Below are 26,337 nucleotides of genomic sequence, written 5' to 3'. Positions count from 1 at the left end.
GGCCCTTGGATCGGTCTTTGCTCTTTTCTCTTGTTTCATTGTTCTCCCTCCTATTTGACATGCTTAGGGTAAAAGTGATGAACCACTGATAAAGGGGATAAACTCAGATGGTTTATGGATTGCTCAAAGGTAGTAAATGTACACATTGATCCCTTCAACCTATAAAAGGTACCGCTCCCCCCCAATAAACTGAATCCGACCCAAAGGTAATCCAGTCTATCATCTTGTGTCTTATATCTAATGTCTTACAAAGACCTCTGTGCCTTCTCAGCGTCCTCTGTAGTGTAATAAAAAAATCACAAAGCAATTTCTCTCCTGATGCGGGGATCGCCACGCCCTCCTTCCCTCGGGCTCGCGATGACGTGAACGAGTCCAATCACTCCCAACCCTATCCCTTCGAAAAACAATCTTTATTCTTTGCTCTTTAATCTTGTTTCTTGATACTATTATCTAGCTACTTGATACTCTTTAGACCCAAAAACACAAAAGGCCTTCCGGAAAACCGAAAGGCCTTTTTGTGCGCATGAGAGGATTCGAACCTCCACGCCCATAAGAGCACCACCCCCTCAAGATGGCGTGTCTACCAGTTTCACCACATGCGCTTGATAGGTCTGCAAAAGTAGAAAGATATCCCTTTTGCTCCAAATGAACCCTGAACATTTATTTGCAATTGCCCGCCCAAATACTATCTCCCCCTGATTATCAAGGGCATTTATTATAACAGTTCCTTCTCCATGATGATCCTATACTCTTCTTTGGTGTCTTTCTTGATCACCTCTGTGATCATAAAGCCTTTTTTCAAACCAAAATTAATCATCTTCGCATGTTTATTCCGGGTCTTAAAAAACAGCTTGGTAAATCCTGACTTCTTGGCCCAATCGGCCTGAACGTCCGCCAAAATTCCTGCCACCCCGTTTCTTCGGAATGCCGGCAAAACACCTCCCATCCAGGAATAAAAAGCAGTGCTGTCCCAGGCATAGCCAACTTTGAACCCCACCAGCTTTCCTCCATACACCGCCACCAAAACCAGATGTGGCTTGCCTTTTAATCTTTCCGCATACACTTCCCCACCATAAGACTGTTGAAACTCCGGAATGGCCAGACTGAGGGAAAGTATTTCTGGAATACTCCCTTCCCGGATGATTATTTCCTGCTTTCCTTCTTTCATTAAAGACTGATTTCCATTTTAATATCACATCTTGAATATTGCCCCGGTTCAGGGAACACTTCCTGAAAGCCGAGTTTTCGGTACATCCCGATAGCAGGCACCAGCTTTCTGCTGCTGTAAAGCACTACTTTTTCCCCTCCCAGTTCTTTGGCCTTTGCCAAAATGGCCCGTGCCAGGGTCCAGCCTACTTTCTTCCCTTGGGCAGCAGGCAATACGCCCATCTTAGCCATCTCATAAATCCCTTCTTCTTGAAAGATCAGCGCTACCGTCCCTACTATTTCTCCCTCCAGTTCGGCAAAAAGAATCGCCCCTCCCTTATCCAAAATAGATTGTTCCGGATTTTCCAAAACCTCAATATCTATTGGTTCCAGGGTAAAGTGCGCACTGATCCATGCTTTATTAATGGATGCAAAATGCGGCTGTAATTCCGGCCTGTAGGTAAGGATGTTTATGTTCCCCATATAATTCTAAACTAAAAATATTTTTTCAAAAATGACCTATAAATTTTCAACATCCTATAGCGCCTACAAGTTGCATCTGACCGATATAAAATAATCGGAGTGGCCCTTCCCCTTCACCTTTTCACTATCCCTCCCTTTTGACAAATCTCCAATGAGAGGCGGTTAAGCACGCTCTTCATGTACATTCTCCCCCTGACCCCGTGCTTTTTACCAAAAATATTTGTAGCTTAAAAGCAACACCTACCCCTTGTCTCATGGAAGCAATCACCAATATACTCGAGAATTTCTTCACTATCATCATTGAAAAACTAGCCAGTTGGATAAAATTGGCCATTGAAATGTTACCGAATTTCTTGGTGGCGATTTTAATCACCCTTGCTTTTGTATTATTGGCCAAATTGGTCAGGAATATCTTCCACCGTTTCCTTTCAAAAATATCGGACAGTAAAAGCCTCAACACCCTTTTCAGCACGGTAGTCTATATCCTGGTCATTTCTGCAGGTGTTTTTATTGCCCTCAGTGTCCTCAAACTGGACAAAGCCGTCACTTCTTTGCTTGCCGGTGCCGGTATTATCGGTCTGGCCCTTGGTTTTGCTTTTCAGGACATCGCCTCCAATTTCATGTCCGGAGTGATCATGGCGGTACGGAAACCCATCCGTACCGGGCACTTGGTCGAGACCAACGGAATTTTTGGCACTGTTCAGCGCGTCAGCCTTCGGGCCACTGAAATCAAATCCCCGCAGGGACAATTGTATATCGTTCCCAATAAAATGATTTTCGAGAACCCCATCAAAAACTACACGGCTTCCGGCGAAAGAAGGGTTGACTTGGCTTGTGGCGTGTCTTATGGGGATGACCTCAAAAAAGTCAAGGAAGTCACCCTTCAGGCCATTGAGTCCCTGGCTACCATTGACAAAGAAAAAGGCATCAGCCTTTATTTCAAAGAGTTTGGTGACAGCTCTATCAATTACCAGGTAAGGTACTGGGTGAAGGACTCCACCTCCCAGGCGGATTTTCTTGAAGCTACCAGCCAAGGTATCATAGCCATCAAAGATGCTTACGACAAAAACGGCATCGATATACCATTCCCTATCCGTACCTTGGATTTCGGAATCAAAGGAGGGGAAAAACTGTCCGAAATGATGCCATTGGAAATCAAATCCAATTCCAAAGAAAAAGAATAAGCCACAGAATTCAACTTTAGCCCCTTATCATTTCTTGGGGGCTAAGGCTTACTTTTTATACACAAGAGCCTTGATGTCTTTTTCCGGCACCTCCCCTGACCATGGGATACCAAGCGGAAGGCAGCGTTGGCTCAAGCCCTCACAGCCATGACACTAGCTGTCATAGTTTGTCCGTGATACGACGAAGTTTCCGCATGTAATTTTAACAAACACAAATATGTTTATTAAATTTACATTATGAACCTAAGCAGTCATAGAAGCATAGTACACATGGACCTGGATTCTTTCTTCGTTTCCGTAGAAAGGCTGTTTGACAGCAGGTTAAACGGCAAACCCATCCTGATCGGAGGCTCTGGAGACCGGGGAGTGGTGGCATCATGCAGCTACGAAGCACGTGTATTTGGCATCCACTCGGCCATGCCCATGCGGACTGCCAGACAGCTATGCCCGGAAGCCCTGATCATCCGGGGAGATACGGAACGCTACAGCCAAAAATCCCATGAAATCACCGAGATCATCCGGGAAAGTGTTCCCTTGTTTGAGAAATCATCCATAGACGAGTTTTATATCGACTACTCCGGAATGGACCGTTTTTTTGGTTGCTTCAAAATGGCTCACGAACTCCGTCAACGCATCATAAAAGAATCGGGACTCCCGATTTCCTTGGGGCTTTCCGAAAACAAAACCGTATCCAAAGTAGCCACCGGAGAGGCCAAGCCCAATAATGAAAAAGAAATCCCCTACGGAACAGAAAAGCCCTTTCTGGCTCCGCTTTCGGTCAGAAAAATCCCCATGATCGGAGAAAAAACCGCCCATAGCCTCTACAATATGGGGGTCAAAAAAATCCAGACCCTGCAAACCATGCCTGCCGAACTCTTGGAAAGCGCTTTTGGAAAAAACGGGCTGGTCCTCTGGGACAAGGCTAATGGGATTGACAGAAACCCGGTGATCCCTTATACCGAAGCCAAATCCATTTCCACCGAAAACACATTCAGCCAGGACACCATCGATGTACAAATGCTCGAAGCCACCCTGGTTGCCATGACCGAACAGCTGGCTTCCAAACTCCGGAAAAACAAACAGCTTACCTGCTGCGCAAGTGTCAAAATCCGCTATTCAGATTTTGACACCCACACCATGCAGCTGCGCATCCCCTATACCGCCGCCGACCATACCCTCATCCCTGTGGTCAAGGAACTCTTCCGAAAACTCTACAACCGCCGCCTGCTCATCAGACTGATCGGCGTACGCTTCAGTGCACTGGTACACGGCAACTACCAGATCAACCTGTTTGAAGATACCCAGGAAAGCATCCGGCTGTACCAGGCCCTGGACAAAATCAATGTAAAGTATGGCGACAAAACTGTCTGCCGGGCCATTGGCATGAATGTGGGCAGACGCAGCTTCAACCCCTTCAACGGCATGGCTGTCTGACCCTTCCTTTCACAAAAGATGTTATCCTCATGCTTTTTCCTTAGCTTTGCAAATCAATGCCCCAACCCACCATAGCCTATCAACTTATATTGCTATTTCCAACCGACTAGAACACTACATTTTCGTGAAAGAAACCGAATACATCGAGACACAAATCAAACCGCTCAAAGACAGACTGTCCCATCATGCGCTCTACACACAACTTTCCAGCATTGATGACATCAAAATCTTCATGGAGCACCATGTATACGCTGTATGGGATTTTATGTCACTGCTAAAGGCCCTTCAAAAAGACCTCACCTGCACATCGGTCCCTTGGAGACCTGCTCCCCATCCTAGTTTGGCCCGATTCATCAACGAGATCGTCCTGGGAGAAGAGAGTGATCTTAACGAGCTGGGCGAATCAAAAAGCCACTATGAAATGTACCTGGATGCCATGGGGCAGGTAGGTGCCGACACCTCTGGGATACAACATTTCATTGACCTGCTCTCCCAGGGACACAAAGTATCCGAAGCCTTGGATGCAGTAAACGCTGATGCCGCAGTAAAAGACTTTGTGGCTTTCACCTTTGACATCATCAAGACAGGAAAGCCCCACCTGATTGCCTCTGCATTTACTTTTGGAAGAGAAGACCTGATTCCGGACATGTTTATCGAAATCATCAAAAAGTCTGAGCAGGAAAACAGCCTATCTTATAGCAAACTGAGCTATTACCTAAAGCGCCACATAGAAATTGACGGAGACGAACACGGCCCCCTTTCCATGCAGATGATCACCGAATTATGCGGCAGCGACAAGAAAAAATGGCAGGAATCCCTCGAAACTGCCCAAAAAGCATTGGAGCAAAGAATCCTTCTTTGGGATCAAATTGCCCTCAAGATTGCCTCCAAGCAACATGCTTTATCCAGTCTTTCATAAAAAAACCATCTCCATGACACTTTCAAGGTGCATCAACCCATTACCCATTTTGTGCTGTACCCTTCTCTTCTTTACAGGGACCTTTCTGTCTGCAAAGGCCCAAACCAAAGAAGTTGCCCATGACAACCAACAATGGCTCCAGTATTACAACTCCCTTTTGCTATCAGATAAGTGGAGCATTTCCTCAGATGCCGGCATCCGCTTCAAAAACCACTTTGACCACTTTTCCACGTATATAGTAAGGACAGCAATCAATTACCACCTCGACAATTCAACAGAAATAGGCCTGGGTTTTGCCCATCTGGGATCCTATATTGATCAGGAGAGACAATTGGTAGAATTCAGGCCTTTTCAGGAATTCAACACGACACAAACCACCCATTCCATTGGCCTGTCCCATCGTTTCCGCGTTGAAGAACGCTTCTTCAAAAGCACCGACCAAGCTCCTGTAGAAACGGAGGCTTTCAACTTCCGCTTTAGGTACCGCTTTATGGTAAAGATTCCCTTACTGAGCTTTTCCTCTGACAAAACAGCAAAAAACCTTTCCTTCAATGCAGGAGATGAAATATTCATCAATGCAGGCAAAGAAATCAGCCACAATATTTTCGATCAAAACAGGATTTTACTGGGGCCTGTCCTGGAGTTCAATGAAAACATTTCCGCTTCATTCACCTATCAGCACCAGTTTTCCTCTGGCTCTTCACCATCGCAATACCGGCAAACAGATGTGTTCTGGCTTAGCATCAAACACAAACTTAGTTTGGTTAATTAGGTTGAATTTGTCCTTTCTTTTATCAACCATGAAAAAACCATTGGCAGCAATGTTTTTTTTTTCAGACCTGTCATCCTCTTGACGGAAACGTTATTGGATTTTGGAGAAGGATGATTAAAAAAATCCCCTAAGCAGGCTCTTCGTCCAGGCGCTGTTCCCTTAATGAACTTTTTCCTCCATCAGTAGTTTGCAACACCAAAACCCTGGGAGAAGCTTTGGCTATCTTTTTTACTTTCTTGAGTGTTACCGCATCCAGTACCAAACACAGTACCACCACAGTGCCTATAACGATTGGCAACAGCAGGTTATCGGTAAAGTTTGAAAAACCAATCACCAAGCCCAAAAAAGCCAACTTAATCCCCCCGAGTATGCAAGCAACCTGATCATGTCTAAAATTCATCCGCATCAGAAAATGATGCACGTGGGTTTTATCCGCTGCCATTGGCGATTGCCCCCTCCGGATTCTTTTTACAATTACCCTAAGGGTATCAAAGCATGATACCAGCACTAAGGCCAGTCCGGCAGTGATGGGAGCATGAAACCTTAGATCGTGTGTCTCCGACAGCAACGTTCCATTTGCCTCCACAAAAAACACGCTTAACACAGCCATCAAAAACCCCAAAGTGAGCGAACCGGTATCTCCCATGAAAATTTTGGCAGGATGCCAGTTATACACCAAAAATGAAAGTATCCCTCCTGATGCTGCCAAGGCAATCCCTCCATAAACCGTAAATCCGGTGGCAAGGAACCAACCGCCCAAAAACAAAAATGAAATCAAGCTTAGCAAGCCTGCCAATCCGTCAAGACCATCAATCATATTAAAAGCATTGGTAAGCCCGATCAACGTGAAAACGGTAACCGCATAACTAAACCATAAAGGCAATTCCTCTATCCCCAGAAAACCATAAAAACTGCTCACCCTGATATCCCCCAGAAAAACAACCATCAACACGGCTATGATCTGGCCAATCATTTTTTGGATAGGCGTCAACTCAAACAGATCATCTCCGAATCCAAACAGGAACATAATTCCTACCCCTAAGATTAAAAAGCCAGCTTCTCCCCATCCTTGGGAGTCCATCACAAACAGTAAACCTGCTGCTATTCCCAGTACTATACCAATCCCCCCCATGGAAGGAATTGCCATTTTGTGAATTTTCCTTCCCCCAGGATGATCCAGAAACTCTTTCTTTTTTATAATTTTTATAATTAAGGGGATCGCTGCAAGGCCGACAAAAAAAGCCACTAAAATCGCTGATAGTTGGAGCATGACAAAATGTAAAGTTTTCAACAAATTCTTTTCGCTTATTCTAATGTAACAATAATAGTACCATAGAGAACCTCCCTATCCAGATGCTCTTGTTATTCCATTCACTTTAGTAGCCTTTAAAATACATGTAGAAAAACTACACAAGTAGTGGAAACAAAAACGCCAAAAATTTCAGTAAAAAACTTTCGGATTTCCTGCTACAAAGCTAATCATTACTTCCATACAGGACTATACCCCAAAAAGGGTATTTTCAAAATTTCATTATTCCTTAACACGCTGCTATCAGAATAAAGCCCTTAACTATTCGGTGATTTGCACAATCTCATTGTTAAATGACCGTCCTTGGCCCAACACCACCTATCAAAGCGCGCCTCCCCACTATTCTTGGCTCTTTTTTTCACCTAACACCTACTTTTATTTCGTTAATAGTCTTATATTGAGTAATTGGTCACTTATCTGGCTAAGTTATCACTCAAATCAGTATAACATCTCTAACAATTTGACTGCTTATGAAAACCCATACACACTTCCGGTTACATATTGGCCTGCTGTTATTTACTGTCCTGCTGGCATTCTCTTGTGCCGACGAGGACCTCACGCGGCCAAACCCCGTGAATAACAATAACAACAATAATAACAACAATGGGAATCCCGACCCCACCGATCCGGACGTAGCTGTAAACAATTGGATACAGGAAGTTATGGACGACTACTATTACTGGAACAGTATTATGAATTCCCCAATAGCCATGACCTCGGATCCTGAAGATTATTTCGATGCTCTTTTAGTGGAGCAGGACCGGTTTTCCGTAGCCTACCCTAACTATCAAGAACTGATCAATTCCCTTGAAGGAGTCAATAAGGAGGCCGGCTATGAATTTACCCTTTTCAGGGAAAGCTCTAGCAACCAAAATGTAATCGCTGTAGTGCTTTATATCAAAAAAGGAAGTCCTGCCGAAGAAGCCGGACTGTTGAGGGACGACATCATTACAGAGATCAACGGTACTACAATGACTTTAAGCAATTACCAAAGCGTACTCGGTTGGATCAGCGAAGACCACTCCCTTACCGTGGCGCGGTACGATGATAAGGCCAACGAAGGAGATGGAGGCTATTCTATTTTGGAAGATCCATTAGAACTTATCGCGGTAGAATTGTCGGAAAACCCCATTTTATTGGACTCCGTCTACACCATAGGCAGTCATAAAATCGGTTACCTAATGTACAATTTCTTTAGCCCTGGCGACGAAATCAATCCCGATGATGAAGAAACCTTCGGCATTTACGACCAGCAGATCGATGATATTTTTGCTGACTTCAAAGCAGAAGGCATCAATAACCTGATACTGGACCTGCGTTACAATGGCGGTGGATTTGTGACCAGTGCCATCAACTTGGCCAGCCTTATCGCTCCCGGAGTAACCAGCGGAGATATCTTCCACAAAACCAAGTACAACGAGGGATTGCAGGCAGCGATCGTTAACTCTTACGGCGCTGACTTCCTCAACACCACCTTCACCGAAAAAATCCAAAACATCGGAAATCAGCTTAGCGGCAATACCATCTATATCATTGCCACTGATAGAACTGCTTCAGCGAGTGAGCTGATCATCAACGGCCTCTCCCCCTACATGAGCGTGAAACTTATTGGGGAAACCACCTATGGTAAAAATGTAGGTTCAACAGTATTTCAGGATGAAGACAACCCTGACAACCCCTACGGCCTGCTACCGATTATTTCCCAAAGCTTCAACAGCCTGGACCAGTCAGATTACTTTAATGGGTTCAAGCCGGATGTGGAATCCAACGAATTCGACAAAGGAAATCTTTTGCCCCTTGGAGATACCAAAGAAACCATGCTGAGTGTAGCCATTGGAGAAATCACCGGTGAAGTAAGCAGTGAAAGAAACAAGAGAGTAGAGCGAAGAGAAGAGCTGGGCAACAGCATCACGACAGACCTTCGGTTTGCAAAAATGATCGGTCGGCCCATCCGACTCCAATAAACTTCTGACTTACTGTCCAAAGAGCTACTTCGGCGGCTCTTTGGACGCTAATTCCACAACAGTGAGCACTGCCGGTTATTCATCCACTCCCCTGATCAAAAAACTGGGCATTAAAGCCGGATTTGTTTTAAAATTCATCAATATCCCTGAAAACTATTTTGAGCTTCTCGGCCCGCTTCCAGAAGACATCATTCTTCAACAGGGCAGCAAACCTCCCAAAGATTTCATTCACTTTTTCACTAAATCAGATCAGGAGCTAAAACTTTTGCTCCCTTCATTAAAAAAAGAAATAAAACCCAATGGAATGATCTGGGTGAGCTGGCCCAAAAAGTCGTCCAAGATCCAAACAGACCTATCGGAAAATGACATCAGAAATCTTGCTTTGGAAATAGGCTTGGTGGACATCAAAGTATGTGCTATCGACCACATTTGGTCAGGCCTTAAACTCGTCATCCCCGTAAAAGACCGCTAGACTTACAAAAAAAGCCAGAGCTGATTCACCCTGGCTTTCCACATTCTTTTTATCAAATATCCTTAATTCAACTCTTTCAAATTTTCCTGAACAATCTCAAAACCGGGAGCATTGGCCAATGCCGATTCAAAGGCTGCTTTTGCTTCTGCAGTACTGCCCTGTTCTTTATAGATCAAGCCTTTCAAATTGAGCGCCGCTGCTTTCATGCTTACGTCCTGGGTAGTATTGTCCTTTTTAGGAAATGTCAGCTTCTGCTCTTCCGACTTGTTGTTTTTGATCAACATGTTTACCGAATTCAGGGCTTCATCATACTTTTTTAGAGAGTATTGAAGATAAGAAGTCTTGTACAAGCTGAACAAGTCCCCTGACAACAAATGTAAGGACTCAAAATGAGGCAAAGCCCTGTCCAAGGCTCCTAACTGTTCCAGAGAATAGGCCGCTACTTCAAGGGCGGGAACATTTTTGTCATCTGCTTTTAAAATGTCCAATGCCACCAATGCCGCTGAACTGTACTGCTCAAGTTCAAAATACAAGGATGCCAACCTTTCTGCATAAAAGAGATTGGAAGGGTTCTTTTCAATGAGTTCGTACAGTTTATTTTTTGCTACAATGGGGTCATTATACCTCAAGGCCATCTGATAGATCTTCACTGCCCCTTGATCCGCCGTCACTTTACTACTGTCTTTTTTTGTGCTGGGGATTGTTGTTGCCGTCTCCTGGGCCATCACTCCCCAGCTGGTCAAACACAACGCTAGCGCTGCAAGTCTAAACTTATTCATACTTTTACTCGTTTTCCTTTTTTGTAATCCCTTTTTTCTCCGCCAACTTAAACATCAGCTGGATTGCTTGTTCTTTATTATTCTCAATTTGACCTTCCAATATAGCTTCTTTTATTTCTTCTTTTAGCTCTCCTACGGTTTTTGATGGAGAAAGGCCGAATATTTCCATAATCTCTTCTCCCGAAACCGGCGGCTGGAAGTTGCGGACATGGTCTTTTTCTTCCACCTCTTCTATCTTCCTTTCCACTTTATCAAAGTTGGCCAAGAAACGCTTTACCCTACTGGGATTTTTGGAAGTCACATCCGCTCGGCAGAGTTTCATAAGGTCATCCACATCGTCTCCCGCCTCATACAGCAGCCTTCTTACTGCTGAATCAGTGACCTTGTCATTGACCAATGCAATTGGCCGTAAATGCAATCTTACTAATTTCTGCACATATTTCATGCGCTCATCCATGGGTAATTTTAACTTCCGGAAAATTTTAGGGGTCATCCGAGCCCCCTTATCCTCATGCCCGTGGAATGTCCACCCCACCTTCGCATTGAACCGTTTGGTCGCTGGCTTGGCAATATCATGCATGATCGCTGCCCACCTCAACCACAGGTCATCTGTAGATGCACATATATTATCCAGCACCTGAAGCGTATGGTAAAAATTGTCCTTGTGTGACTTATCGCCTACAGAATCCACTCCCTGTAACTCCACCATCTCCGGAAAAAACTGGTGCAACAGCTTGCTGACAAAAAGCAATTTAAAACCATAACTTGGTTTTTCTGTCAGCACAATCTTGTTCAACTCATCTATAATCCGTTCCCCGGATATAATATCAAGCCTTTTTGCGTTTCGGACCAAACCCTCAAATGTGCTGGCCTCAATATCAAAATCAAGCTGGGCAGCAAACCGCACAGCACGCATCATCCTCAGAGGGTCATCGGAAAAAGTAGTGTCTGGATCCAGGGGAGTCCTGACAATGCCCCTCTTCAGGTCTGCAATGCCGTCAAAAGGATCAACCAGTTCTCCGTACCTTTCCGAATTGATGCAAATGGCCATGGCATTAATGGTAAAATCCCTCCTCTCCTGATCCTCCTGAAGGGTACCGTCCTCCACTATTGGTTTTCTGGAATCAATGCGGTAAGATTCTTTTCGGGCACCTACAAACTCCAGCTCCCAGTCTTCCAGCTTAATCATCGCTGTGCCAAAGTTCTTAAAAACCGACAGAGGTACATGATAATCAAAAGAAGCGGCCACTTTCTTGGCCAGCTCAATGCCACTGCCTACACATACAAAATCGATATCCTTACTGGGCCTTTTCAGTAGAAGATCCCGCACAAATCCCCCCACCACATAAGCCTCCAGCCCAAGCTCATCTGCACAGCTCCCTACTTTTTTGATGACCTCAATTCTGGCTATGTCCTTTTCTAAATTCATCAATCACCTATTTTTACCTCCCCTTCTGGGCTTAAGAACATTTTCTTTACACCAGAACCAAATAATGGAAACTTTTCCTTTACCTCATGGGCTTCCGGGCATCCATCAACCTCCTTGAAAAGCAATGGCCTCCCAAAATTGAAAACCACCTTGTTCCACCACCCTTGCTTGAGGATGCTGAACTTTATCTTCCCGTCTTTTACCGGGCCTTTTTCTATCAAGGGACTTGCCAAAGTGGTATAGACAGTGGGTTTGGTCGCATATTCAACAATATCCAGCGCAATTTCAGAAAACTGCCCGGCCACACTCCTAATCTGAAAAAGATCAATTAACAGGAATACTGCCTCTTCATCTTTCTCTGCTTCATAGCAATCCGGAACAATCAACTCCAATCGTCTCCCATTTCCCTCCAAAAGGCAACTCCTACCCTTTTCCCTAAGTTCCTGAACAATGGTATTTACTTCCATCAAGCTTCATTTAGTATTTTAAAACACCAAAATTAAGAGAGTTTATGAAAGTAGCCTTCATTTTTTCTGATTTACTCTGCTCTTCATTGGCTACCTTAATATCTAGCTATATTTTTCAAACACATCTTGATGAATATACAAATAATTTCCCTACCTTTGCCCTTCATTTGGAATAGAACTAAAAACACGAAATAGATATGGCAGTTACAACACTTAAAAGAAAAGCTAGAAGAAACAGGCAGAGACAAGTCACTCGAGTGATCAAGATCAAACAACTGAACGCAAAACCTGTAATCAAAAACGTGGATGTAGAAGAACTTAAAAAAGAGTTCTCTAAATAATATTGACCACTTGTGGAAATCAAATAGGCCATCCGTCACGGCGGATGGCCTATTTGATTTTAAACACTTAATTATCAACAGGATAAACCAACCACACTCTTTAAATCAAGGGTTTGGTTCTTCCGCTGGGTGCTCAGGAGGAAAAAACGAAATTTTAATCCATCCCTCCACGATCAAATCAATTATTTTATTTAATTTTGAGCCCCATAGGAAACAAAACATTATAATATTCTTATGGCGTCACCCACCAAATATATCTTTATTACAGGGGGAGTAACTTCTTCATTAGGCAAAGGAATCATTGCAGCCTCTCTGGCGAAACTGCTACAGTCCAGAGGTTTTAAGGTAACCATCCAAAAATTTGACCCTTATCTGAACATTGACCCGGGCACTCTCAACCCTTACGAACATGGCGAATGCTATGTAACAGAGGACGGAGCTGAAACGGATTTGGACTTGGGGCATTATGAAAGGTTCCTCAATTCCAACACCTCCCAAAACAATAATGTGACCACAGGGAGAATTTACAACAACGTCATTACCAAAGAACGAAAAGGTGAGTTCTTGGGAAAAACCGTGCAGGTCATCCCCCACATCACCGATGAGATCAAAAACAGTTTTTATAAACTAGGCGAAGAGGGCAATTACGATGTGGTCATCACCGAAATCGGTGGATGCGTGGGTGATATCGAATCACTGCCCTTCATCGAAGCCGTTCGTCAAGCCCGATGGGACCTGGGACCAAATAACTTCCTGGTGGTCCACCTTACCCTGATCCCTTACCTATCGGCCGCGAAAGAACTAAAAACCAAACCTACCCAACACTCGGTCAAACAATTGCTGGAGGCCGGTATCCAACCGGATATTTTAGTGTGTAGGACAGAACACCACCTTCCGGTAGACGTCAAGAAAAAGCTGGCCCTTTTCTGCAACGTACAGCTCAATTGTGTAATCGAAGCCATGGATGCGGAAACCATCTATGATGTGCCATTGCACATGAAAAAAGAAAAACTGGATGAGCGGGTAATGACCAAACTAAAGCTACCTTCAAAGTCCGACACCAAACTGGAACACTGGAAGGAGTTCTTGGGCAGGTTAAAAAACCCTACCCAAGAAGTAAACATCGGCTTGGTAGGAAAGTACGTCACTTTACCTGATGCGTATAAATCCATTATAGAGTCCTTTACCCATGCAGGTGCCGCCTGTGAGACCAAGGTAAACCTGAGCCTGATATCCTCTGAGGAGATCAACCCGGACAATGTTTCCAAAAAACTGGAAGAACTTGACGGGATTTTGGTAGCCCCCGGATTTGGGGAGCGTGGACTTGATGGTAAACTGGAAACTGTTAAATTTGCCCGTACCAATAAGATACCGTTCTTTGGCATTTGCCTGGGAATGCAGGTAGCTGTTATTGAGTTTGCCCGAAATGTTCTGGGACTGCAGGACGCCAATTCTACGGAAATGAATCCGGAAACATCAAATCCGGTGATATCCCTGATGGAAGAACAGAAAAACATCGAACAGATGGGCGGAACCATGCGTCTGGGGTCTTATCCTTGCGAGCTCAAAAAAGGAACCAAAGTAAGTGCGGCCTATGGCAAAGCCAAAATTCAGGAAAGGCACCGTCACCGCTATGAGTTTAACAACAAATACATGGAACAGTACCAAAACGGTGGAATGGCCGCTACCGGTATCAACCCTGAAAGCGGTCTTGTGGAAATCGTTGAGCTGAATGATCATCCATGGTTTGTCGGAACACAATTCCATCCTGAATATAAAAGTACCGTATTGGACCCGCATCCTTTGTTTGTGAAATTCATCAAAGCGACGCTGGACAACAAAAAGAGCAATAATTAAATAAAATTCTGAAAGGGCGCCGCCATGCGGCACGCTTTCAGACGATAGAAAACTACTATTATGGACAGAAATCAAGCGACAGGTCTTATCCTTTTCGCAGCCGTGCTTTTGGTCTATTCCTTCTTTTTCAGCAGCCCTAAGCCAGAAACCGAGGAACAAAACAACACAAGCACCGAAACCCAGGTCATTGAAACTCCTGAAACAACCGCTCCGGCCACGATCAACATACCGGACAGCGTTGTAAGCCTCCAAAACCAGCAGAAATATGGTGAATTTGCCAGTGCTGTAAATGGCAAGGAAGAAGAAATCCTCTTGGAAAATGACCTGATCAAGATCATCTTTTCTTCGAAAGGTGGCGAAATCAAAAACGTCGAGCTCAAAGACTTTAAGACATGGTCCAAGGCCCCTTTGATCCTTATGGATGAAGAAAGTGCTTCTATAGACTATCAGCTTCAAACCAACCGTGGGCCTTTGAGCCTTAATGAGCTGTATTTTTCCTCAAGTGTTTCCAATATTCAAATAGAAGATGTAGCTGCTCAGCAACTTACCTTTACCGCCAACACCAGCTCTGGGAACATCAAAAGGACGTACACCTTGCCAGAGGGCAAGTACACGTTAGACCAACACATTTCCACTTCTGGCATTAGCAGTCTGGCTGACCAGAGCATCTCCATTAACTGGGAGGACAAGCTCAAAAAGCAGGAAGCGGACATTGCAGAATCCAGAAGAAAAACCTATATCAACTTCTACACACAAGAAGGTGATTACGACTATTTGAGTGCCTCCTCGGATGATGACCAAGAGCAGATCGCTACTCCTGTCAAATGGGTGGCATTTAAACAACGCTTCTTTACTTCAGGCTTGATTGCCCAAGAAGGCTTCTCCAAAGTAGGCTTGACTCAGACCATTCCTTCGGACACCCTTTCAGTAAAAGACATGGCCGCCAGTCTCTCCATGCCTTTTAACAATGGACAGGCAAGCAACAGTTATTATTTCGGCCCCAACAATTATAAGGTACTGAAAAAGGTAACTCCGGAGTTTGAAAAGAACGTGGACATGGGCTACTTCTTTGTAAGCTGGGTAAACAAGTACATCATTGTCAACCTTTTTCACTACCTGGAAAAAGTTTTCACCAACTACGGTGTCATCATCATCCTGATTGTACTGATCATCAAACTGTTCCTTTTCCCTTTGACCTACAAGTCCTATATAGGAATGGCCAAAATGAGGGTGATCAAACCTGAAATCGACGAGCTAAAAGAAAAGTACGGAGACGATCAGGCCAAAATGCAACAGGAGCAGATGAAACTCTTCGGCCAGCTTGGAGTAAGCCCGATCAGCGGCTGTCTTCCGATGCTGCTTCAGATGCCGTTCTTGTTTGCCATGTTCTTCTTCTTCCCTAACTCCATTGAACTTAGGCAAGAATCCTTTCTTTGGGCGCATGATTTGTCGACCTACGACTCCATCATCGGCTTGCCTTTCACTATTCCGTTTTACGGTGACCATGTGAGTCTTTTCACTCTTTTGATGACGGTATCTCAGATCGTCTACACCCGTTTCAACAATCAGCTTACCGCTGCTCAGGGCCCTATGAAGAACTTAGGCTATATCATGCCAATCACCTTCATGTTTGTCCTCAACTCCTACCCTGCGGCATTGAGCTTTTACTACTTCGTATCCAACATGGTGACCTTTGGCCAGCAGGCACTGATCAAACAATTTGTGGATGACGAAAAAATCCGGGAAAAAATCGAGGCCAACAAAAAGAAAAACGCCAATAAGAAAAAATCAAAATTCCAGGTGAGGCTGGAAGAAGCCATGAAGGCTGCTGATGCGAACAAACGCAAAAAGTAAACTAAAAACAGGCAATAAACAGTAGCAGAGGGACTTTAACAAGTCCCTCTTTTGCTTTACCGTTTTTACAGAAATATGGACTCAAAAAAACCGTTCAGGATTTTAGTAGTCAACCAGTTAGCATGTATCCACAGCTGGGTGTGGATAACAAACTGTTTCATGTAAAAATTAAACTTCTATCTTTGTGTAACGTGAAATTGGCATTTTGGTAGAAATGTCTTGACAAAGGGGCAAATCGTGAAATCAATACTTGATTCTAATGAAAATTAAGTAATTTGCGGGATGTCTCGAGACAGGTACTTTCGTACGGTGGACAAAGTAGGCCAAAAGGCGGTTCACGCTTATCAAAAATGCCAACGTTAAGTACCGAACTGACACGACCGTTTGACTCCAATACAATGGGAAAAATAGTAGCTATTGCCAACCAAAAAGGCGGAGTGGGGAAAACCACCACAGCCATGAACCTAGCGGCCAGTTTAGCTGTACTGGAGTTTAAAACTCTGGTGATCGACGCTGACCCTCAGGCCAACACTACTTCGGGATTGGGGCAGGACCCCAAAGAAATCGATAATAGCATTTACGAATGCATGGTCGATGGAGTGGACATTAGTTCCATTATATTCAAAACCGAGATAGAAAACCTGGACTTGGTGCCTTCTCACATCGATTTGGTGGGAGCAGAAGTGGAGATGATCAACCTGGATAACCGGGAAGAAAAGATGAAGGGGGTAATCAGCCAGATCAAGGACCAGTATGATTTTATCATTATCGACTGTTCTCCTTCCCTTGGCCTGATCACCATCAATGCCCTTACAGCCGCCAATTCGGTCATCATCCCTGTTCAGTGTGAGTATTTTGCCTTGGAAGGACTGGGCAAGTTACTGAACACCATAAAAATCATCCAGACCAGACTCAATCCGGACCTGGAAATTGAGGGGATCCTGCTGACCATGTACGATGTCAGGCTTAGGCTTTCCAATCAGGTGGTGGAAGAAGTAAGGATGCATTTTAATAACATGGTTTTCAATACCATAATCCCCCGAAACGTTAAGTTAGGTGAATCTCCGAGTTTCGGTCTACCGGTCATCGCCTTTGATGCCGAGGGGAAAGGAGCGCTTGCTTATCTGAACCTGGCCAATGAAATTGCGGAGCGAAACGGTCTGGTAAAAATGAATTAATACTAAATAGTCATGGCTGATAATCAAAAACCCATCAATAGGAAAAAGGCACTGGGAAGAGGATTGGGTGCTTTATTGGAGGACTCTTCAAAACAAAACAATCAAACAAAGGAAAAAGAGGTTTTGCTGCCTTCAGCGGGAATACATGAAGTGTCCTTGGATGAGATACAGGTAAACCCCTATCAGCCGAGAATCCATTTTGACAAAGAAGCGCTACAGGAACTTGCTGACTCCATCAGTGTGCAGGGAATTATACAGCCCATCACTGTCCGCAAGCTTGCTGAGCATGAATATCAATTGATATCGGGTGAAAGAAGGTTTCAGGCATCCAAACTGGCGGGACTGAAATCAGTTCCTGCCTATGTCAGAACAGCCAATGACCAGCAGATGCTGGAAATGGCCCTTATTGAAAACATCCAAAGGGAAAACCTCAATGCCCTTGAAATCGCGCATTCCTACCAAAGACTGCTGTCAGAGTGTGAACTGAAGCAGGAAGAACTGGGCGATCGCGTGGGCAAAAACAGAACCACTGTCAATAACTATCTCAGGTTGCTTAAGTTGCCGCCTGACATACAGGCAGGCATTAGAGACAAAAAAATCTCCATGGGCCATGCCAGGGCATTGATCAATGTGGAGGATGTGGACAAGCAATTGGCCATCTACAAAAAAACCCTGGAGGAAGAGTTAAGTGTAAGAAAAGTGGAGGCTTTGGTTAAAGCCCTACATGATGATCCTGAGGAAGATAAAGCGGACTCTGCTAAGCCGGAGCTTGACCCAGTAAAGAAATACGAACTGGGCAAACTCCAACAAAGGCTTGCCTCACATTTGGGTACCCGTGTGAGCCTAAAAATGGACCATAAAGACAAAGGGGAAATTAAAATTCCATTTGGATCCGCCGATGATCTGAACAGAATTCTTGAAATATTAGAGATCATTTAATGTTATCGCACGCTTATTTCAGGTGTTTTTTAAAAGCAACAACAAAGGCAATAGTCAATTCCCCGAAGACTATTGCTGTTTTTGTTTTATCTCTTGTGGTCCAATCCCATTGTTTAGGTCAGGACATCCGGCCCATAGCAACGGACACCACAGGTCAACAAGAGATCATCCTGAAAAAGGAGGCAAAAAACCCCAGAAAAGCAGCCCTTTTATCGGCCATTCTACCAGGAGCAGGACAAATTTACAATGAAAAAATGTGGAAAGTCCCCCTAATTTATGGTGGAATCATAACTAATCTTTACTTTGTGGACTTCAATAACCGAAGGTACCAGCTGTTTAAGGAAGCTTTAATGATTTACAGGGACGATGATCCGACCACGGAGAACATTTTCCCTAACCTGAACGAAGATGGACTGATCAGAAATGTGGATTATTGGAGAAGGAACAGAGATGGGGTATACCTGCTATTCGGGGCCATCTATGCCCTGAACATCGTGGATGCTTTAGTGGATGCCCACCTTTCAGGCTTTGATGTTTCCGATGATTTGTCGTTAAAAATCCAGCCCTCCGTGGAATCACTATATGCAAGCGGAAACTCGGTGGGACTATCATTGAAATTAAAATTTTAAGTTTAAAAATGAACATACTTATTTTAGGATATGGCAAGATGGGAAAAATCATTTCGCAGATTGCTGAAGAAAGAGGCCATACCATAGCCGGAAAAATAGACGAAAGCAATACCCAATTATTGGACGAACTGGACACCAAGACCATTGATGTGGCCATTGAATTCAGCCAACCTAGCGCGGCGGTCAAAAACCTCTCTTGGGCCATCAGCCATAATATCCCAGTAGTCAGTGGCACCACGGGCTGGCTGGATAAAAAACCCGAAATCGAACAACTGACCCTCTCCAAAGGCGGTGCTTTCTTTTACGCCTCCAACTACAGTATTGGTGTCAACCTATTTTTCAAGGTGAATCGCTTTCTGGCGAAGATGATGGATGACCAAACCGATTACAGTGTCAAAATGGAAGAAATCCACCACACCGAGAAAAAGGATGCCCCCAGTGGAACCGCGATTACTTTGGCCGAGGACATCATCGACAGAGTTGACCGTGTAAAACGTTGGGATCTGGACACTGAAATGGGCGATACCGAACATTCACTGCCTATCAAGGCGACAAGGGAAGACCCTGCGCCAGGCACCCATATCGTCACCTATCAATCTGAAATAGACGATATTGAAATCAAACACACTGCCCATAGTAGAAAAGGCTTTGCCCTTGGCGCAGTTTTGGTATCCGAATGGATCATTGACAAAAAAGGGGTATTGTCCATGGACGATTTCCTTACCTTTTAATTAATTCTTCTTAAGAAAATGAGTTCACAAAAAAAGAAAAAAGGTCCGGTTAGAGAATGGCTGGATGCTTTAGTTTTTGCAGTTATCGCGGCCAGTTTGATCAGGTGGTTATTTTTGGAACCATTTACCATCCCTACTGCTTCCATGGAGAAGTCCCTATTGGTAGGAGACTTTCTATTTGTGAGTAAAATGCACTATGGAACCAGGACACCACAAACCCTGCTGCAGGTGCCCCTTACCCACCAGAAAATATGGGGAACGGATCTCAGCTCCTACTCGGATGCCGTCAGACTTCCGTACTATCGTCTTCCGGGATTCAGTGATGTAAAACGCAATGATGTGGTGGTATTCAATTATCCGGACGAATTTGAACACCCGGTGGATCTGAAGACCAATTATATCAAAAGGGCCGTAGGCATACCGGGTGATGTCATTGAGATTGACGATGCCCAACTGATCATCAATGGAAATACGGCTGAAAACCCTGCTGAGATGCAGTTTTCCTACGATGTTGTGCCCAAAAGAATGCTAAATGCAGACTTCTTTGAAGGCTATGATATCAACAAGGACTCTTTCCACCCCTATAACGGCTTGTACGTCGTGTTTACCACACCGGCCATTGCCAAACAGCTGGAAAAATCACCGGCCATCAAAGAGGTGAAAATAAGAATTTACGAAAAGGGCAATGGTGACCCTGACATCCATCCCGACGGGGCATATTATACTTGGAACAGGGATAACTTTGGTCCGCTGACTGTTCCTGCAAAAGGCTGGACCATAGACCTTACCGAAGATAATGTCAGAAAGTATGCTTTTACCATCAGGCATTACGAAGGCCACGAAGACATCCGCATTGAAAATAACCAGGTCTTTATCAATGGAGAAAAACAGAATTCCTACACTTTCCAACAGGACTACTATTTCATGATGGGTGACAATCGGCACGATTCCCTTGATTCGAGGTTCTGGGGCTTTGTACCCGAGGACCATATAGTAGGCAAGGCCTGGTTCCTATGGCTGTCATTGGATAAGCACAAGAGCATGTTCAGTAAGATCAGATGGAACAGGTTCTTCCAGGGAATCCATTAAAGGAAACAGCCCATCATAAAAGATAGCTTGGCCAATCCCAAACCTTCCAGGTTTCCAAAACCTGGAAGGTTTTTTTATTCTTCAGGTTTTAGTCGTTCGACATTCACAGGGTTAGCTGTTCGGAATTCACAAGGTTAGCTGTTCGGGATTTGCAATCCCGAACCCAATATCAGCAGGGATTTAAATTCAGCTTTTATTTGTAATCCGACATTTCAAATATCCGATAGCAGGGTTGTATAGAAGGAACATGCCCCACCTTCCCACTTTCCAACCTTTAACCTTCTAGCCCAACCGGCAAAATCACCAGCTGATCTCTTTTTTCCCCTTATCTTTCAGGTAGGCATTGGTCTTGCTAAAATGTCCGCAACCTAAAAAGCCCCTATGAGCAGACAAAGGGCTAGGGTGGGGTGCATGTAACTTGAGGTGCTTTTTTTCTGATATAAAAGCAGCCTTTTTCTTGGCATAAGCGCCCCAAAGCATAAACACCAGACCTTCGTTTTCCTCCGCCAACTTTCGGATCACCGCATCGGTAAACTCTTCCCAGCCTTTGTTTTGATGGGAGCCGGCCTTCCCTCCTTCCACCGTAAGGGTGGCGTTCAGCAATAAGACTCCCTGCTCAGCCCATCGTTCCAGGTTGCCGTTGGAAGGCATCGGAACATCCAGGTCGTTCTTTAACTCCTTAAAGATATTGAGTAGAGATGGCGGAAAGGCAATTCCCTCCTGAACGGAAAAAGAAAGACCATGGGCTTGACCGGGACCATGATAAGGATCCTGTCCCAGGATAACGACCTTTACCTTATCGAAGGGACATCTTTCGAATGCATTAAAAATATCGCTGCCTTTTGGAAAAATTTGCTTTTGTTGGTATTCCTTTTTCACAAAATCCACCAGGGATGTAAAATAGGGTTTTTCAAATTCATCCGCCAGTTTCTCTTTCCAGCCATCATTTATTTTAACGTCCATTTACTTTATTTCTCTTGAGAATTCGTAATAAACCCTTAATTTCGAACAAAAATCCTGTTAGACAAAGTTTTTAATGGTAACGGCAATTACTCAAGGTATAAAAGTCAGTGTTGAAGCGACCTATCAGGCGGAATATTCCAGTCCGCACCAGCACCATTTTGTATTTACCTATAAAGTGACCATTGAAAACAACAGTCCCAGCACCATACAGCTGATGAGAAGAAAATGGGAAATTTACGATGCAGGAAGGGTCACCAAAATCGTAGAAGGTGACGGAGTAGTGGGGCAGCAACCCATACTGGAACCAGGCAAATCCCACCAGTATGTATCGGGATGTAACCTCAATTCCGGATTGGGCAAAATGAAAGGCCTTTATTTCATGGAGCGTCTTCAGGACGGGAGCACCATTGAAGTGAAGATCCCTGAATTCCAGCTTATTTCTGACATCTTCCACAACTGAGACTGTGCTCAAACGACTGCATCCATTTTTAGCTTATATCCATTATTTTTTAAAAAAAGAGGACAGGCATTCTCTGCAGTCTCCCTTTGCCTTTTCCCTTTATGAAGGTTTAATTTCCTTCGCCAAAAAAACTGATGACCATCTCCTGAAGCTCCGAAAAGACTTGCTTGGTAATCAAAAAAAAATCACCATCCGGGATTTCGGTACGGGTTCCATCCATCTGAAAAATCCTGTGCGGAAAATCGCTGACATTACCCGTCATAGTAGCAGCCCCACCAAATTCTCCCAGCTCTACCAGTACTTCTGCTCACAAACACCAGCCCAAACGGTTCTGGAACTCGGAACCTGCGTAGGCATCACCACATGTTACCTGGCCAAAGCCACACAAGGGCAGCTTTTCACCTTCGAAGGAGCTGGAGAGTTGGCCGAAGTCGCTAGGCAAACCTTTCGTACCTATCCCAATGTCTCCCTTATCGAAGAACAGATAGAAAAAACACTGCCCGTTTTTCTGGCCAATAAACACAAGCTCGATTTTGTTTTGATAGATGCCCATCATGCCTACGGAGCCACTTTGGATTTTTGGCAACTATTACTGCCCTATTTGTCGGAACAAAGCATCGTTGCCATTGGGGACATCCACCGATCACCTGGAATGGAGAAAGCCTGGAAAGAAATCAAGAATCATCCGGAAGTAACCATGACCATGGATTTTTTTGAATGTGGAATACTGTTTTTTAAGAAAGGACTTAAAAAGCAGCATTATACCCTCCACTACTGAGGTTCTTTTACAGCGATAAAGAACAGCTCTGCACCCAATCTCGGAGGGATGGAATTATGACACCTTTCCATGGTTTTTACTTTAAGACCTTTGGAGAAGCAAGCCAAGTACGCTTCCATATCACCTCCGAAAGGAGGATGCTCCTTTCCAAAATCCACATCAAAAAGAACTCCAACCAATTTCCCTCCGGGCACCAGCAATTCCTGCATTTTGCTCACGTACGCGTCCCGCAATTCAGGACTGATCGCACAAAAAAATGTCTGCTCGATTATCAGGTCGTACTGGCCCTGATGCTGAAAAAAGTCTTGCTGGTGCAATTGTTTTTTCGGAAACTGAGGATACTGTTCACTGAACCGCTTCAAGGGATAAGGCGATAGGTCAAGAACATGGACATTCTTAAAGCCCAATTTATAGGCATAGGCAGCTTCATATGCATTTCCAGCTCCTGGAATCAATATCTTCAACGTCCTATTAGAAATTTGGTCTAAATATTGCTTTAAGGGAGTTGTGGCTTCCCCGACATCCCAGCCCATTTGGTTTTGCCGGTACCTGGAAGTCCAGTAGTTTTCATCTAGTGAGTAAGACATTAATATAATTTTGATTTAAGGCCTAATTTTCAACATTATGAGTACTAATATACCTGAGGAGAAATCATCTCGGAACGAAAAGGGGAAAAACATTCTCATTATCATTTTGATTCTTCTCGTCATCTTTAGTGGGATCAAACTGTATTTTGACAGCGTGGACAAATCCCAAAAAACAGAAGAAATCCTGATTTTGTCCGAGGACAACAATAACCTGAACCTGAGGATAGACTCCATGGCTTATCAACTGGATCTAAGGATCAATGAAATCAAAAAACTTGGCGGGGATGTAGACTCATTGGTCATGCTCAAAGAAGAACTGATTCAGGAAAGGACTACTGACCGTAACAGATCAGCTGCTGAAATCGCTCAGCTCAACAAGAAAATCAACAGTTTTTCCTCTATCCTAACAGAAAAAGACGATGAAATCGCCCAATTAAAAAAGGTGAATGAGCAACTGTTTACCGAAAACCAAGACCTCAAAACTTCCAAGGCGGAAATTGAAGATTCCATTGTGCAGCTGAACCTCAAACAGGAACAACTGGCAGAAAAGGTCAATATTGCCCAAAAGCTTCACGCCCAAAACATAGTGGTAGCTGCAGTAAATTCAAGAGGCAAGGAAAGAGAGGGGACCTTTCGCAACAGACAGTTGGAAAAACTGAAAATATCTTTTGATATTATAGAAAACAAAGTAGCCGACCCAGGAACCAAAGACATTTATGTCCAAGTAGTTGCCCCCAATAACCAAGTCATATTTGACATTGCCAAGGGCTCTGGCACATTTGCCATAGACGGCAGGGAAGAGTTCTACACTGCAAAACAGGACATCTTATACGATAACTCTTCAAAGAAATTGATCTATCTCTATGAAAAAGAAACCGACTACCCCGAAGGTGTTTACCAAGTGAAAATTTACGCTGAGGGATTCAACATCGGTAATAAAAGTTTTGAGATCAAATAAGTTACTTATCAAGTTTGACATATTTTAGACTTCCATCAGTCACCTGCAGGTATTGTTACTTTCAGGTGACTTTTTTATTTCCATACTCTTTTTGAGCTCCACCATAAATCCAAGGAACTTCCATTCACCTGTGTTAGTTCTTCATTTTTATCCCTACCACCGGCTTTTATCGGCTCAATTCCTGCCTTCACCTTTGATTAATAAAAATAATCCGCTAATTTTGCCGTCTGTTTAAGTAATTATATCTAAACAATTATCAAATGTTCCAAAAAAGTTATGAAACGGTATTCATTTTAACTCCCGTTTTGTCTGATGTTCAGATGAAGGATACCGTTGACAAGTTCGTAAACTTGTTAAAAGAAGAGGGAGCAGACATTGTTAATGTTGAAAACTGGGGTCTTAAGAAGCTAGCTTACCCAATCGAAAAGAAAAGCACCGGTTTCTACGTGCTAGTAGAATTCAAAAGCGAGCCAACTCTGATCAAGAAATTTGAGCTTGAGATGAGAAGGGACGAGAAAGTAATGAGATTCTTGACCACCGCTTTGGACAAGCACGCTTTGGCTTATGCTGAAAGAAGAAGAAAAGGTGAATTCAACAAAAAATCTGAAGTAAAAGAGGAGGCTGCAAAATGACACTTAAGAACGAACCAATCAACAGAGAGCAAAACAAGAAGAAGTACTGCCGATTCAGAAAGTTAGGCATCAAGTACATTGATTATAAAGATCCTAATTTCTTGTTGAAATTTGTGAATGAGCAAGGTAAAATCCTTCCAAGAAGACTTACAGGAAACTCTGCGAAATACCAGAGAAAAGTGGCTAATGCCATCAAGAAAGCAAGACACTTGGCCTTGTTACCTTATGTAACTGACGGACTAAAATAATCCGGCCCTGTTCTATTCAATACTTATTAAATTAGACAACTACAATGGACGTTATCTTAAAAACAGACATAAAAGGACTTGGCTATAAAAATGACTTAGTTGCTGTAAAACCTGGATACGGAAGAAATTATCTTATCCCTCAAGGTTTTGCTGTTTTGGCCACAGCTTCCAACAAGAGAATTCTTGAAGAAAATATCAAGCAAGCAGCCCACAAAGCTGAGAAGATCAAAACTGAAGCTGAAGATTTGGCTGCTAAAATCGAAGGTGTTACCCTTGAGATCAAAGCTAAAATCGGTGATTCCGGTAAAATCTTCGGTAAAGTTACCACACTTCAAATTTCCGACGCCCTTGCCACTAAAGGCATTGAGGTAGACAGAAAGAAAATTTCCATCAGCACTCCTGTGGTAGGTGCCGGAGAATACCAAGCTGAAGTTGATCTTCACAGAGAAGTGAAAACTGAAGTGAAATTTGTAGTAGTAGCGGAATAATCAATTCAAGCGCTTTTACAAACTGTCCTATTTAATTAAGGCTATCTGCCCTCGCGGATAGCCTTAATTGTTTTTAGGCCCAAAGCTGCCCGATCAGGCAGAAGCTACTTTCTCCAAATCATCTATAAGCTTCTTGGAAACTGACCGGCTATTTTGCTTTTTCACTTCTTTTAAGGAGCATAAGGCTGCACCACTTTTTTCGATCAATCCTATCGGGTTACTATCGTTACGAAAGCTCCCAAGGCAC

Annotated in this window: 27 protein-coding genes and 1 tRNA gene; 19 read left to right on the top strand and 9 right to left on the bottom strand. The window is 43.8% G+C overall.

Annotated elements, in window-relative coordinates:
- Positions 1 to 518: 518 nt before the first annotated feature.
- The 3 genes from ACYVAA_RS05495 to ACYVAA_RS05485 form a co-directional block, all read right to left on the bottom strand.
- Positions 519 to 602: transfer RNA gene (locus ACYVAA_RS05495), tRNA-Leu, on the bottom strand.
- A 113-nt stretch (positions 603 to 715) separates the two neighbouring features.
- Complete coding sequence (locus ACYVAA_RS05490) at positions 716 to 1,168, bottom strand: GNAT family N-acetyltransferase (protein WP_460539288.1); 453 nt, start codon at positions 1,166 to 1,168, stop codon at positions 716 to 718.
- On the bottom strand, positions 1,168 to 1,629 hold the full coding sequence (locus tag ACYVAA_RS05485) for a GNAT family N-acetyltransferase (protein WP_460539286.1): 462 nt from the start codon (positions 1,627 to 1,629) through the stop codon (positions 1,168 to 1,170). Before ACYVAA_RS05485 ends, ACYVAA_RS05490 begins: the two co-directional genes overlap by 1 nt.
- Before the next feature lie 254 nt (positions 1,630 to 1,883).
- Between ACYVAA_RS05485 and ACYVAA_RS05480 the strand changes: the two genes are divergently transcribed.
- From ACYVAA_RS05480 to ACYVAA_RS05465, 4 genes are all read left to right on the top strand, one after another.
- Positions 1,884 to 2,813, top strand: coding sequence for a mechanosensitive ion channel family protein (locus ACYVAA_RS05480; RefSeq protein ID WP_460539284.1), 930 nt, complete (start codon positions 1,884 to 1,886; stop codon positions 2,811 to 2,813).
- Positions 2,814 to 3,050: 237 nt separating this feature from the next.
- Positions 3,051 to 4,247: a DNA polymerase IV gene (gene dinB / locus ACYVAA_RS05475; RefSeq protein ID WP_460539281.1), complete on the top strand. Its 1,197-nt coding sequence runs from the start codon at positions 3,051 to 3,053 to the stop codon at positions 4,245 to 4,247.
- A 124-nt stretch (positions 4,248 to 4,371) separates the two neighbouring features.
- Positions 4,372 to 5,166 carry a DUF3050 domain-containing protein gene (locus ACYVAA_RS05470; protein WP_460539279.1) on the top strand — a complete coding sequence of 265 codons (795 nt, stop codon included), beginning with the start codon at positions 4,372 to 4,374 and terminating at the stop codon, positions 5,164 to 5,166.
- A 13-nt stretch (positions 5,167 to 5,179) separates the two neighbouring features.
- Positions 5,180 to 5,938 (top strand): DUF2490 domain-containing protein, encoded by a 759-nt coding sequence (locus ACYVAA_RS05465; RefSeq protein ID WP_460539276.1) that lies wholly within the window; start codon positions 5,180 to 5,182, stop codon positions 5,936 to 5,938.
- A 127-nt stretch (positions 5,939 to 6,065) separates the two neighbouring features.
- Here the strand turns inward: ACYVAA_RS05465 and ACYVAA_RS05460 are convergent, their stop codons facing one another.
- Complete coding sequence (locus ACYVAA_RS05460; RefSeq protein WP_460539274.1) at positions 6,066 to 7,085, bottom strand: MraY family glycosyltransferase; 1,020 nt, start codon at positions 7,083 to 7,085, stop codon at positions 6,066 to 6,068.
- Positions 7,086 to 7,717: 632 nt separating this feature from the next.
- Here ACYVAA_RS05460 and ACYVAA_RS05455 point away from each other — a divergent pair.
- Together ACYVAA_RS05455 and ACYVAA_RS05450 are read left to right on the top strand one after the other, a co-directional pair.
- The gene (locus tag ACYVAA_RS05455) at positions 7,718 to 9,211 is read left to right on the top strand and encodes a S41 family peptidase (protein ID WP_460539272.1); all 1,494 of its coding nucleotides are present in this window, start codon (positions 7,718 to 7,720) and stop codon (positions 9,209 to 9,211) included.
- Between the two features lie 61 nt (positions 9,212 to 9,272).
- Positions 9,273 to 9,683: a DUF3052 domain-containing protein gene (locus ACYVAA_RS05450; RefSeq protein WP_460539270.1), complete on the top strand. Its 411-nt coding sequence runs from the start codon at positions 9,273 to 9,275 to the stop codon at positions 9,681 to 9,683.
- A 62-nt stretch (positions 9,684 to 9,745) separates the two neighbouring features.
- Here the strand turns inward: ACYVAA_RS05450 and ACYVAA_RS05445 are convergent, their stop codons facing one another.
- The 3 genes from ACYVAA_RS05445 to ACYVAA_RS05435 are packed head-to-tail and all read right to left on the bottom strand — an operon-like array spanning position 9,746 to position 12,358.
- Complete coding sequence (locus ACYVAA_RS05445) at positions 9,746 to 10,462, bottom strand: tetratricopeptide repeat protein (RefSeq protein WP_460539268.1); 717 nt, start codon at positions 10,460 to 10,462, stop codon at positions 9,746 to 9,748.
- Between the two features lie 4 nt (positions 10,463 to 10,466).
- Positions 10,467 to 11,891 carry a CCA tRNA nucleotidyltransferase gene (locus ACYVAA_RS05440; protein ID WP_460539266.1) on the bottom strand — a complete coding sequence of 475 codons (1,425 nt, stop codon included), beginning with the start codon at positions 11,889 to 11,891 and terminating at the stop codon, positions 10,467 to 10,469.
- Entirely contained in the window at positions 11,891 to 12,358 is a 468-nt protein-coding gene (locus ACYVAA_RS05435; RefSeq protein ID WP_460539264.1) for a hypothetical protein, read from the bottom strand. The genes ACYVAA_RS05440 and ACYVAA_RS05435 overlap by 1 nt, the downstream gene beginning before the upstream one ends.
- A gap of 575 nt (positions 12,359 to 12,933) precedes the next feature.
- Between ACYVAA_RS05435 and ACYVAA_RS05430 the strand changes: the two genes are divergently transcribed.
- The 7 genes from ACYVAA_RS05430 (at position 12,934) to lepB (ending at position 20,976) form a co-directional block, all read left to right on the top strand.
- A complete protein-coding gene (locus tag ACYVAA_RS05430; RefSeq protein WP_460539261.1) occupies positions 12,934 to 14,556 on the top strand; it encodes a CTP synthase in 1,623 nt (540 codons plus the stop codon).
- 60 nt (positions 14,557 to 14,616) lie between these two features.
- Positions 14,617 to 16,410 (top strand): membrane protein insertase YidC, encoded by a 1,794-nt coding sequence (gene yidC / locus ACYVAA_RS05425; protein WP_460539259.1) that lies wholly within the window; start codon positions 14,617 to 14,619, stop codon positions 16,408 to 16,410.
- A gap of 398 nt (positions 16,411 to 16,808) precedes the next feature.
- Complete coding sequence (locus ACYVAA_RS05420) at positions 16,809 to 17,588, top strand: ParA family protein (protein ID WP_460539257.1); 780 nt, start codon at positions 16,809 to 16,811, stop codon at positions 17,586 to 17,588.
- A 12-nt stretch (positions 17,589 to 17,600) separates the two neighbouring features.
- Positions 17,601 to 18,527 (top strand): ParB/RepB/Spo0J family partition protein, encoded by a 927-nt coding sequence (locus ACYVAA_RS05415; RefSeq protein WP_460539255.1) that lies wholly within the window; start codon positions 17,601 to 17,603, stop codon positions 18,525 to 18,527.
- A 95-nt stretch (positions 18,528 to 18,622) separates the two neighbouring features.
- Positions 18,623 to 19,156, top strand: a complete 534-nt coding sequence (locus ACYVAA_RS05410) for a DUF5683 domain-containing protein (RefSeq protein ID WP_460539253.1) — start codon at positions 18,623 to 18,625, stop codon at positions 19,154 to 19,156.
- Positions 19,157 to 19,164: 8 nt separating this feature from the next.
- Positions 19,165 to 19,887, top strand: a complete 723-nt coding sequence (gene dapB / locus ACYVAA_RS05405) for a 4-hydroxy-tetrahydrodipicolinate reductase (RefSeq protein WP_460539251.1) — start codon at positions 19,165 to 19,167, stop codon at positions 19,885 to 19,887.
- An 18-nt stretch (positions 19,888 to 19,905) separates the two neighbouring features.
- Entirely contained in the window at positions 19,906 to 20,976 is a 1,071-nt protein-coding gene (gene lepB / locus ACYVAA_RS05400) for a S26 family signal peptidase (RefSeq protein WP_460539249.1), read from the top strand.
- Between the two features lie 300 nt (positions 20,977 to 21,276).
- Here lepB and ung read toward each other — a convergent pair whose 3' ends face one another.
- A complete protein-coding gene (gene ung / locus ACYVAA_RS05395) occupies positions 21,277 to 21,939 on the bottom strand; it encodes a uracil-DNA glycosylase (RefSeq protein ID WP_460539247.1) in 663 nt (220 codons plus the stop codon).
- 73 nt (positions 21,940 to 22,012) lie between these two features.
- On the opposite strand from ung, the gene apaG reads away from it, so the two are divergent.
- A complete protein-coding gene (gene apaG / locus ACYVAA_RS05390; protein ID WP_460539245.1) occupies positions 22,013 to 22,399 on the top strand; it encodes a Co(2+)/Mg(2+) efflux protein ApaG in 387 nt (128 codons plus the stop codon).
- A gap of 4 nt (positions 22,400 to 22,403) precedes the next feature.
- Complete coding sequence (locus ACYVAA_RS05385; protein WP_460539243.1) at positions 22,404 to 23,177, top strand: O-methyltransferase; 774 nt, start codon at positions 22,404 to 22,406, stop codon at positions 23,175 to 23,177.
- On the opposite strand, the gene ACYVAA_RS05380 is transcribed toward ACYVAA_RS05385, so the two are convergent.
- The gene (locus ACYVAA_RS05380; protein ID WP_460539241.1) at positions 23,171 to 23,764 is read right to left on the bottom strand and encodes a class I SAM-dependent methyltransferase; all 594 of its coding nucleotides are present in this window, start codon (positions 23,762 to 23,764) and stop codon (positions 23,171 to 23,173) included. The two genes, ACYVAA_RS05385 and ACYVAA_RS05380, sit on opposite strands and share 7 nt — an antisense overlap.
- Before the next feature lie 37 nt (positions 23,765 to 23,801).
- On the opposite strand from ACYVAA_RS05380, the gene ACYVAA_RS05375 reads away from it, so the two are divergent.
- From ACYVAA_RS05375 to rplI, 4 genes are all read left to right on the top strand, one after another.
- The gene (locus ACYVAA_RS05375; protein WP_460539239.1) at positions 23,802 to 24,722 is read left to right on the top strand and encodes a kinetochore Spc7 family protein; all 921 of its coding nucleotides are present in this window, start codon (positions 23,802 to 23,804) and stop codon (positions 24,720 to 24,722) included.
- 260 nt (positions 24,723 to 24,982) lie between these two features.
- Positions 24,983 to 25,354 carry a 30S ribosomal protein S6 gene (rpsF, locus tag ACYVAA_RS05370; RefSeq protein ID WP_460539237.1) on the top strand — a complete coding sequence of 124 codons (372 nt, stop codon included), beginning with the start codon at positions 24,983 to 24,985 and terminating at the stop codon, positions 25,352 to 25,354.
- On the top strand, positions 25,351 to 25,602 hold the full coding sequence (rpsR, locus tag ACYVAA_RS05365) for a 30S ribosomal protein S18 (RefSeq protein ID WP_186756360.1): 252 nt from the start codon (positions 25,351 to 25,353) through the stop codon (positions 25,600 to 25,602). Before rpsF ends, rpsR begins: the two co-directional genes overlap by 4 nt.
- 44 nt (positions 25,603 to 25,646) lie before the next feature.
- Positions 25,647 to 26,090, top strand: coding sequence for a bL9 family ribosomal protein (rplI, locus tag ACYVAA_RS05360; protein WP_460539234.1), 444 nt, complete (start codon positions 25,647 to 25,649; stop codon positions 26,088 to 26,090).
- Positions 26,091 to 26,337: the final 247 nt, after the last annotated feature.

The organism is Echinicola sediminis (assembly GCF_054777495.1).
Note: the sequence above shows the minus strand (reverse complement) of the source record. Positions and strands in the feature narration are given on the sequence as shown.

Bases quoted from the DNA above. Each gene is read 5' to 3' on its own strand.
- ACYVAA_RS05490 (WP_460539288.1), bottom strand. From the start codon at position 1,168: ATGAAAGAAGGAAAGCAGGAAATAATCATCCGGGAAGGGAGTATTCCA.
- ACYVAA_RS05485 (WP_460539286.1), bottom strand. From the start codon at position 1,629: ATGGGGAACATAAACATCCTTACCTACAGGCCGGAATTACAGCCGCAT.
- ACYVAA_RS05480 (WP_460539284.1), top strand. From the start codon at position 1,884: ATGGAAGCAATCACCAATATACTCGAGAATTTCTTCACTATCATCATT.
- dinB (WP_460539281.1), top strand. From the start codon at position 3,051: ATGAACCTAAGCAGTCATAGAAGCATAGTACACATGGACCTGGATTCT.
- ACYVAA_RS05465 (WP_460539276.1), top strand. From the start codon at position 5,180: ATGACACTTTCAAGGTGCATCAACCCATTACCCATTTTGTGCTGTACC.
- ACYVAA_RS05460 (WP_460539274.1), bottom strand. From the start codon at position 7,085: ATGGCAATTCCTTCCATGGGGGGGATTGGTATAGTACTGGGAATAGCA.
- ACYVAA_RS05455 (WP_460539272.1), top strand. From the start codon at position 7,718: ATGAAAACCCATACACACTTCCGGTTACATATTGGCCTGCTGTTATTT.
- ACYVAA_RS05445 (WP_460539268.1), bottom strand. From the start codon at position 10,462: ATGAATAAGTTTAGACTTGCAGCGCTAGCGTTGTGTTTGACCAGCTGG.
- ACYVAA_RS05440 (WP_460539266.1), bottom strand. From the start codon at position 11,891: ATGAATTTAGAAAAGGACATAGCCAGAATTGAGGTCATCAAAAAAGTA.
- ACYVAA_RS05435 (WP_460539264.1), bottom strand. From the start codon at position 12,358: ATGGAAGTAAATACCATTGTTCAGGAACTTAGGGAAAAGGGTAGGAGT.
- ACYVAA_RS05430 (WP_460539261.1), top strand. From the start codon at position 12,934: ATGGCGTCACCCACCAAATATATCTTTATTACAGGGGGAGTAACTTCT.
- yidC (WP_460539259.1), top strand. From the start codon at position 14,617: ATGGACAGAAATCAAGCGACAGGTCTTATCCTTTTCGCAGCCGTGCTT.
- ACYVAA_RS05420 (WP_460539257.1), top strand. From the start codon at position 16,809: ATGGGAAAAATAGTAGCTATTGCCAACCAAAAAGGCGGAGTGGGGAAA.
- ACYVAA_RS05415 (WP_460539255.1), top strand. From the start codon at position 17,601: ATGGCTGATAATCAAAAACCCATCAATAGGAAAAAGGCACTGGGAAGA.
- dapB (WP_460539251.1), top strand. From the start codon at position 19,165: ATGAACATACTTATTTTAGGATATGGCAAGATGGGAAAAATCATTTCG.
- lepB (WP_460539249.1), top strand. From the start codon at position 19,906: ATGAGTTCACAAAAAAAGAAAAAAGGTCCGGTTAGAGAATGGCTGGAT.
- ung (WP_460539247.1), bottom strand. From the start codon at position 21,939: ATGGACGTTAAAATAAATGATGGCTGGAAAGAGAAACTGGCGGATGAA.
- apaG (WP_460539245.1), top strand. From the start codon at position 22,013: ATGGTAACGGCAATTACTCAAGGTATAAAAGTCAGTGTTGAAGCGACC.
- ACYVAA_RS05380 (WP_460539241.1), bottom strand. From the start codon at position 23,764: ATGTCTTACTCACTAGATGAAAACTACTGGACTTCCAGGTACCGGCAA.
- ACYVAA_RS05375 (WP_460539239.1), top strand. From the start codon at position 23,802: ATGAGTACTAATATACCTGAGGAGAAATCATCTCGGAACGAAAAGGGG.
- rpsF (WP_460539237.1), top strand. From the start codon at position 24,983: ATGTTCCAAAAAAGTTATGAAACGGTATTCATTTTAACTCCCGTTTTG.
- rpsR (WP_186756360.1), top strand. From the start codon at position 25,351: ATGACACTTAAGAACGAACCAATCAACAGAGAGCAAAACAAGAAGAAG.
- rplI (WP_460539234.1), top strand. From the start codon at position 25,647: ATGGACGTTATCTTAAAAACAGACATAAAAGGACTTGGCTATAAAAAT.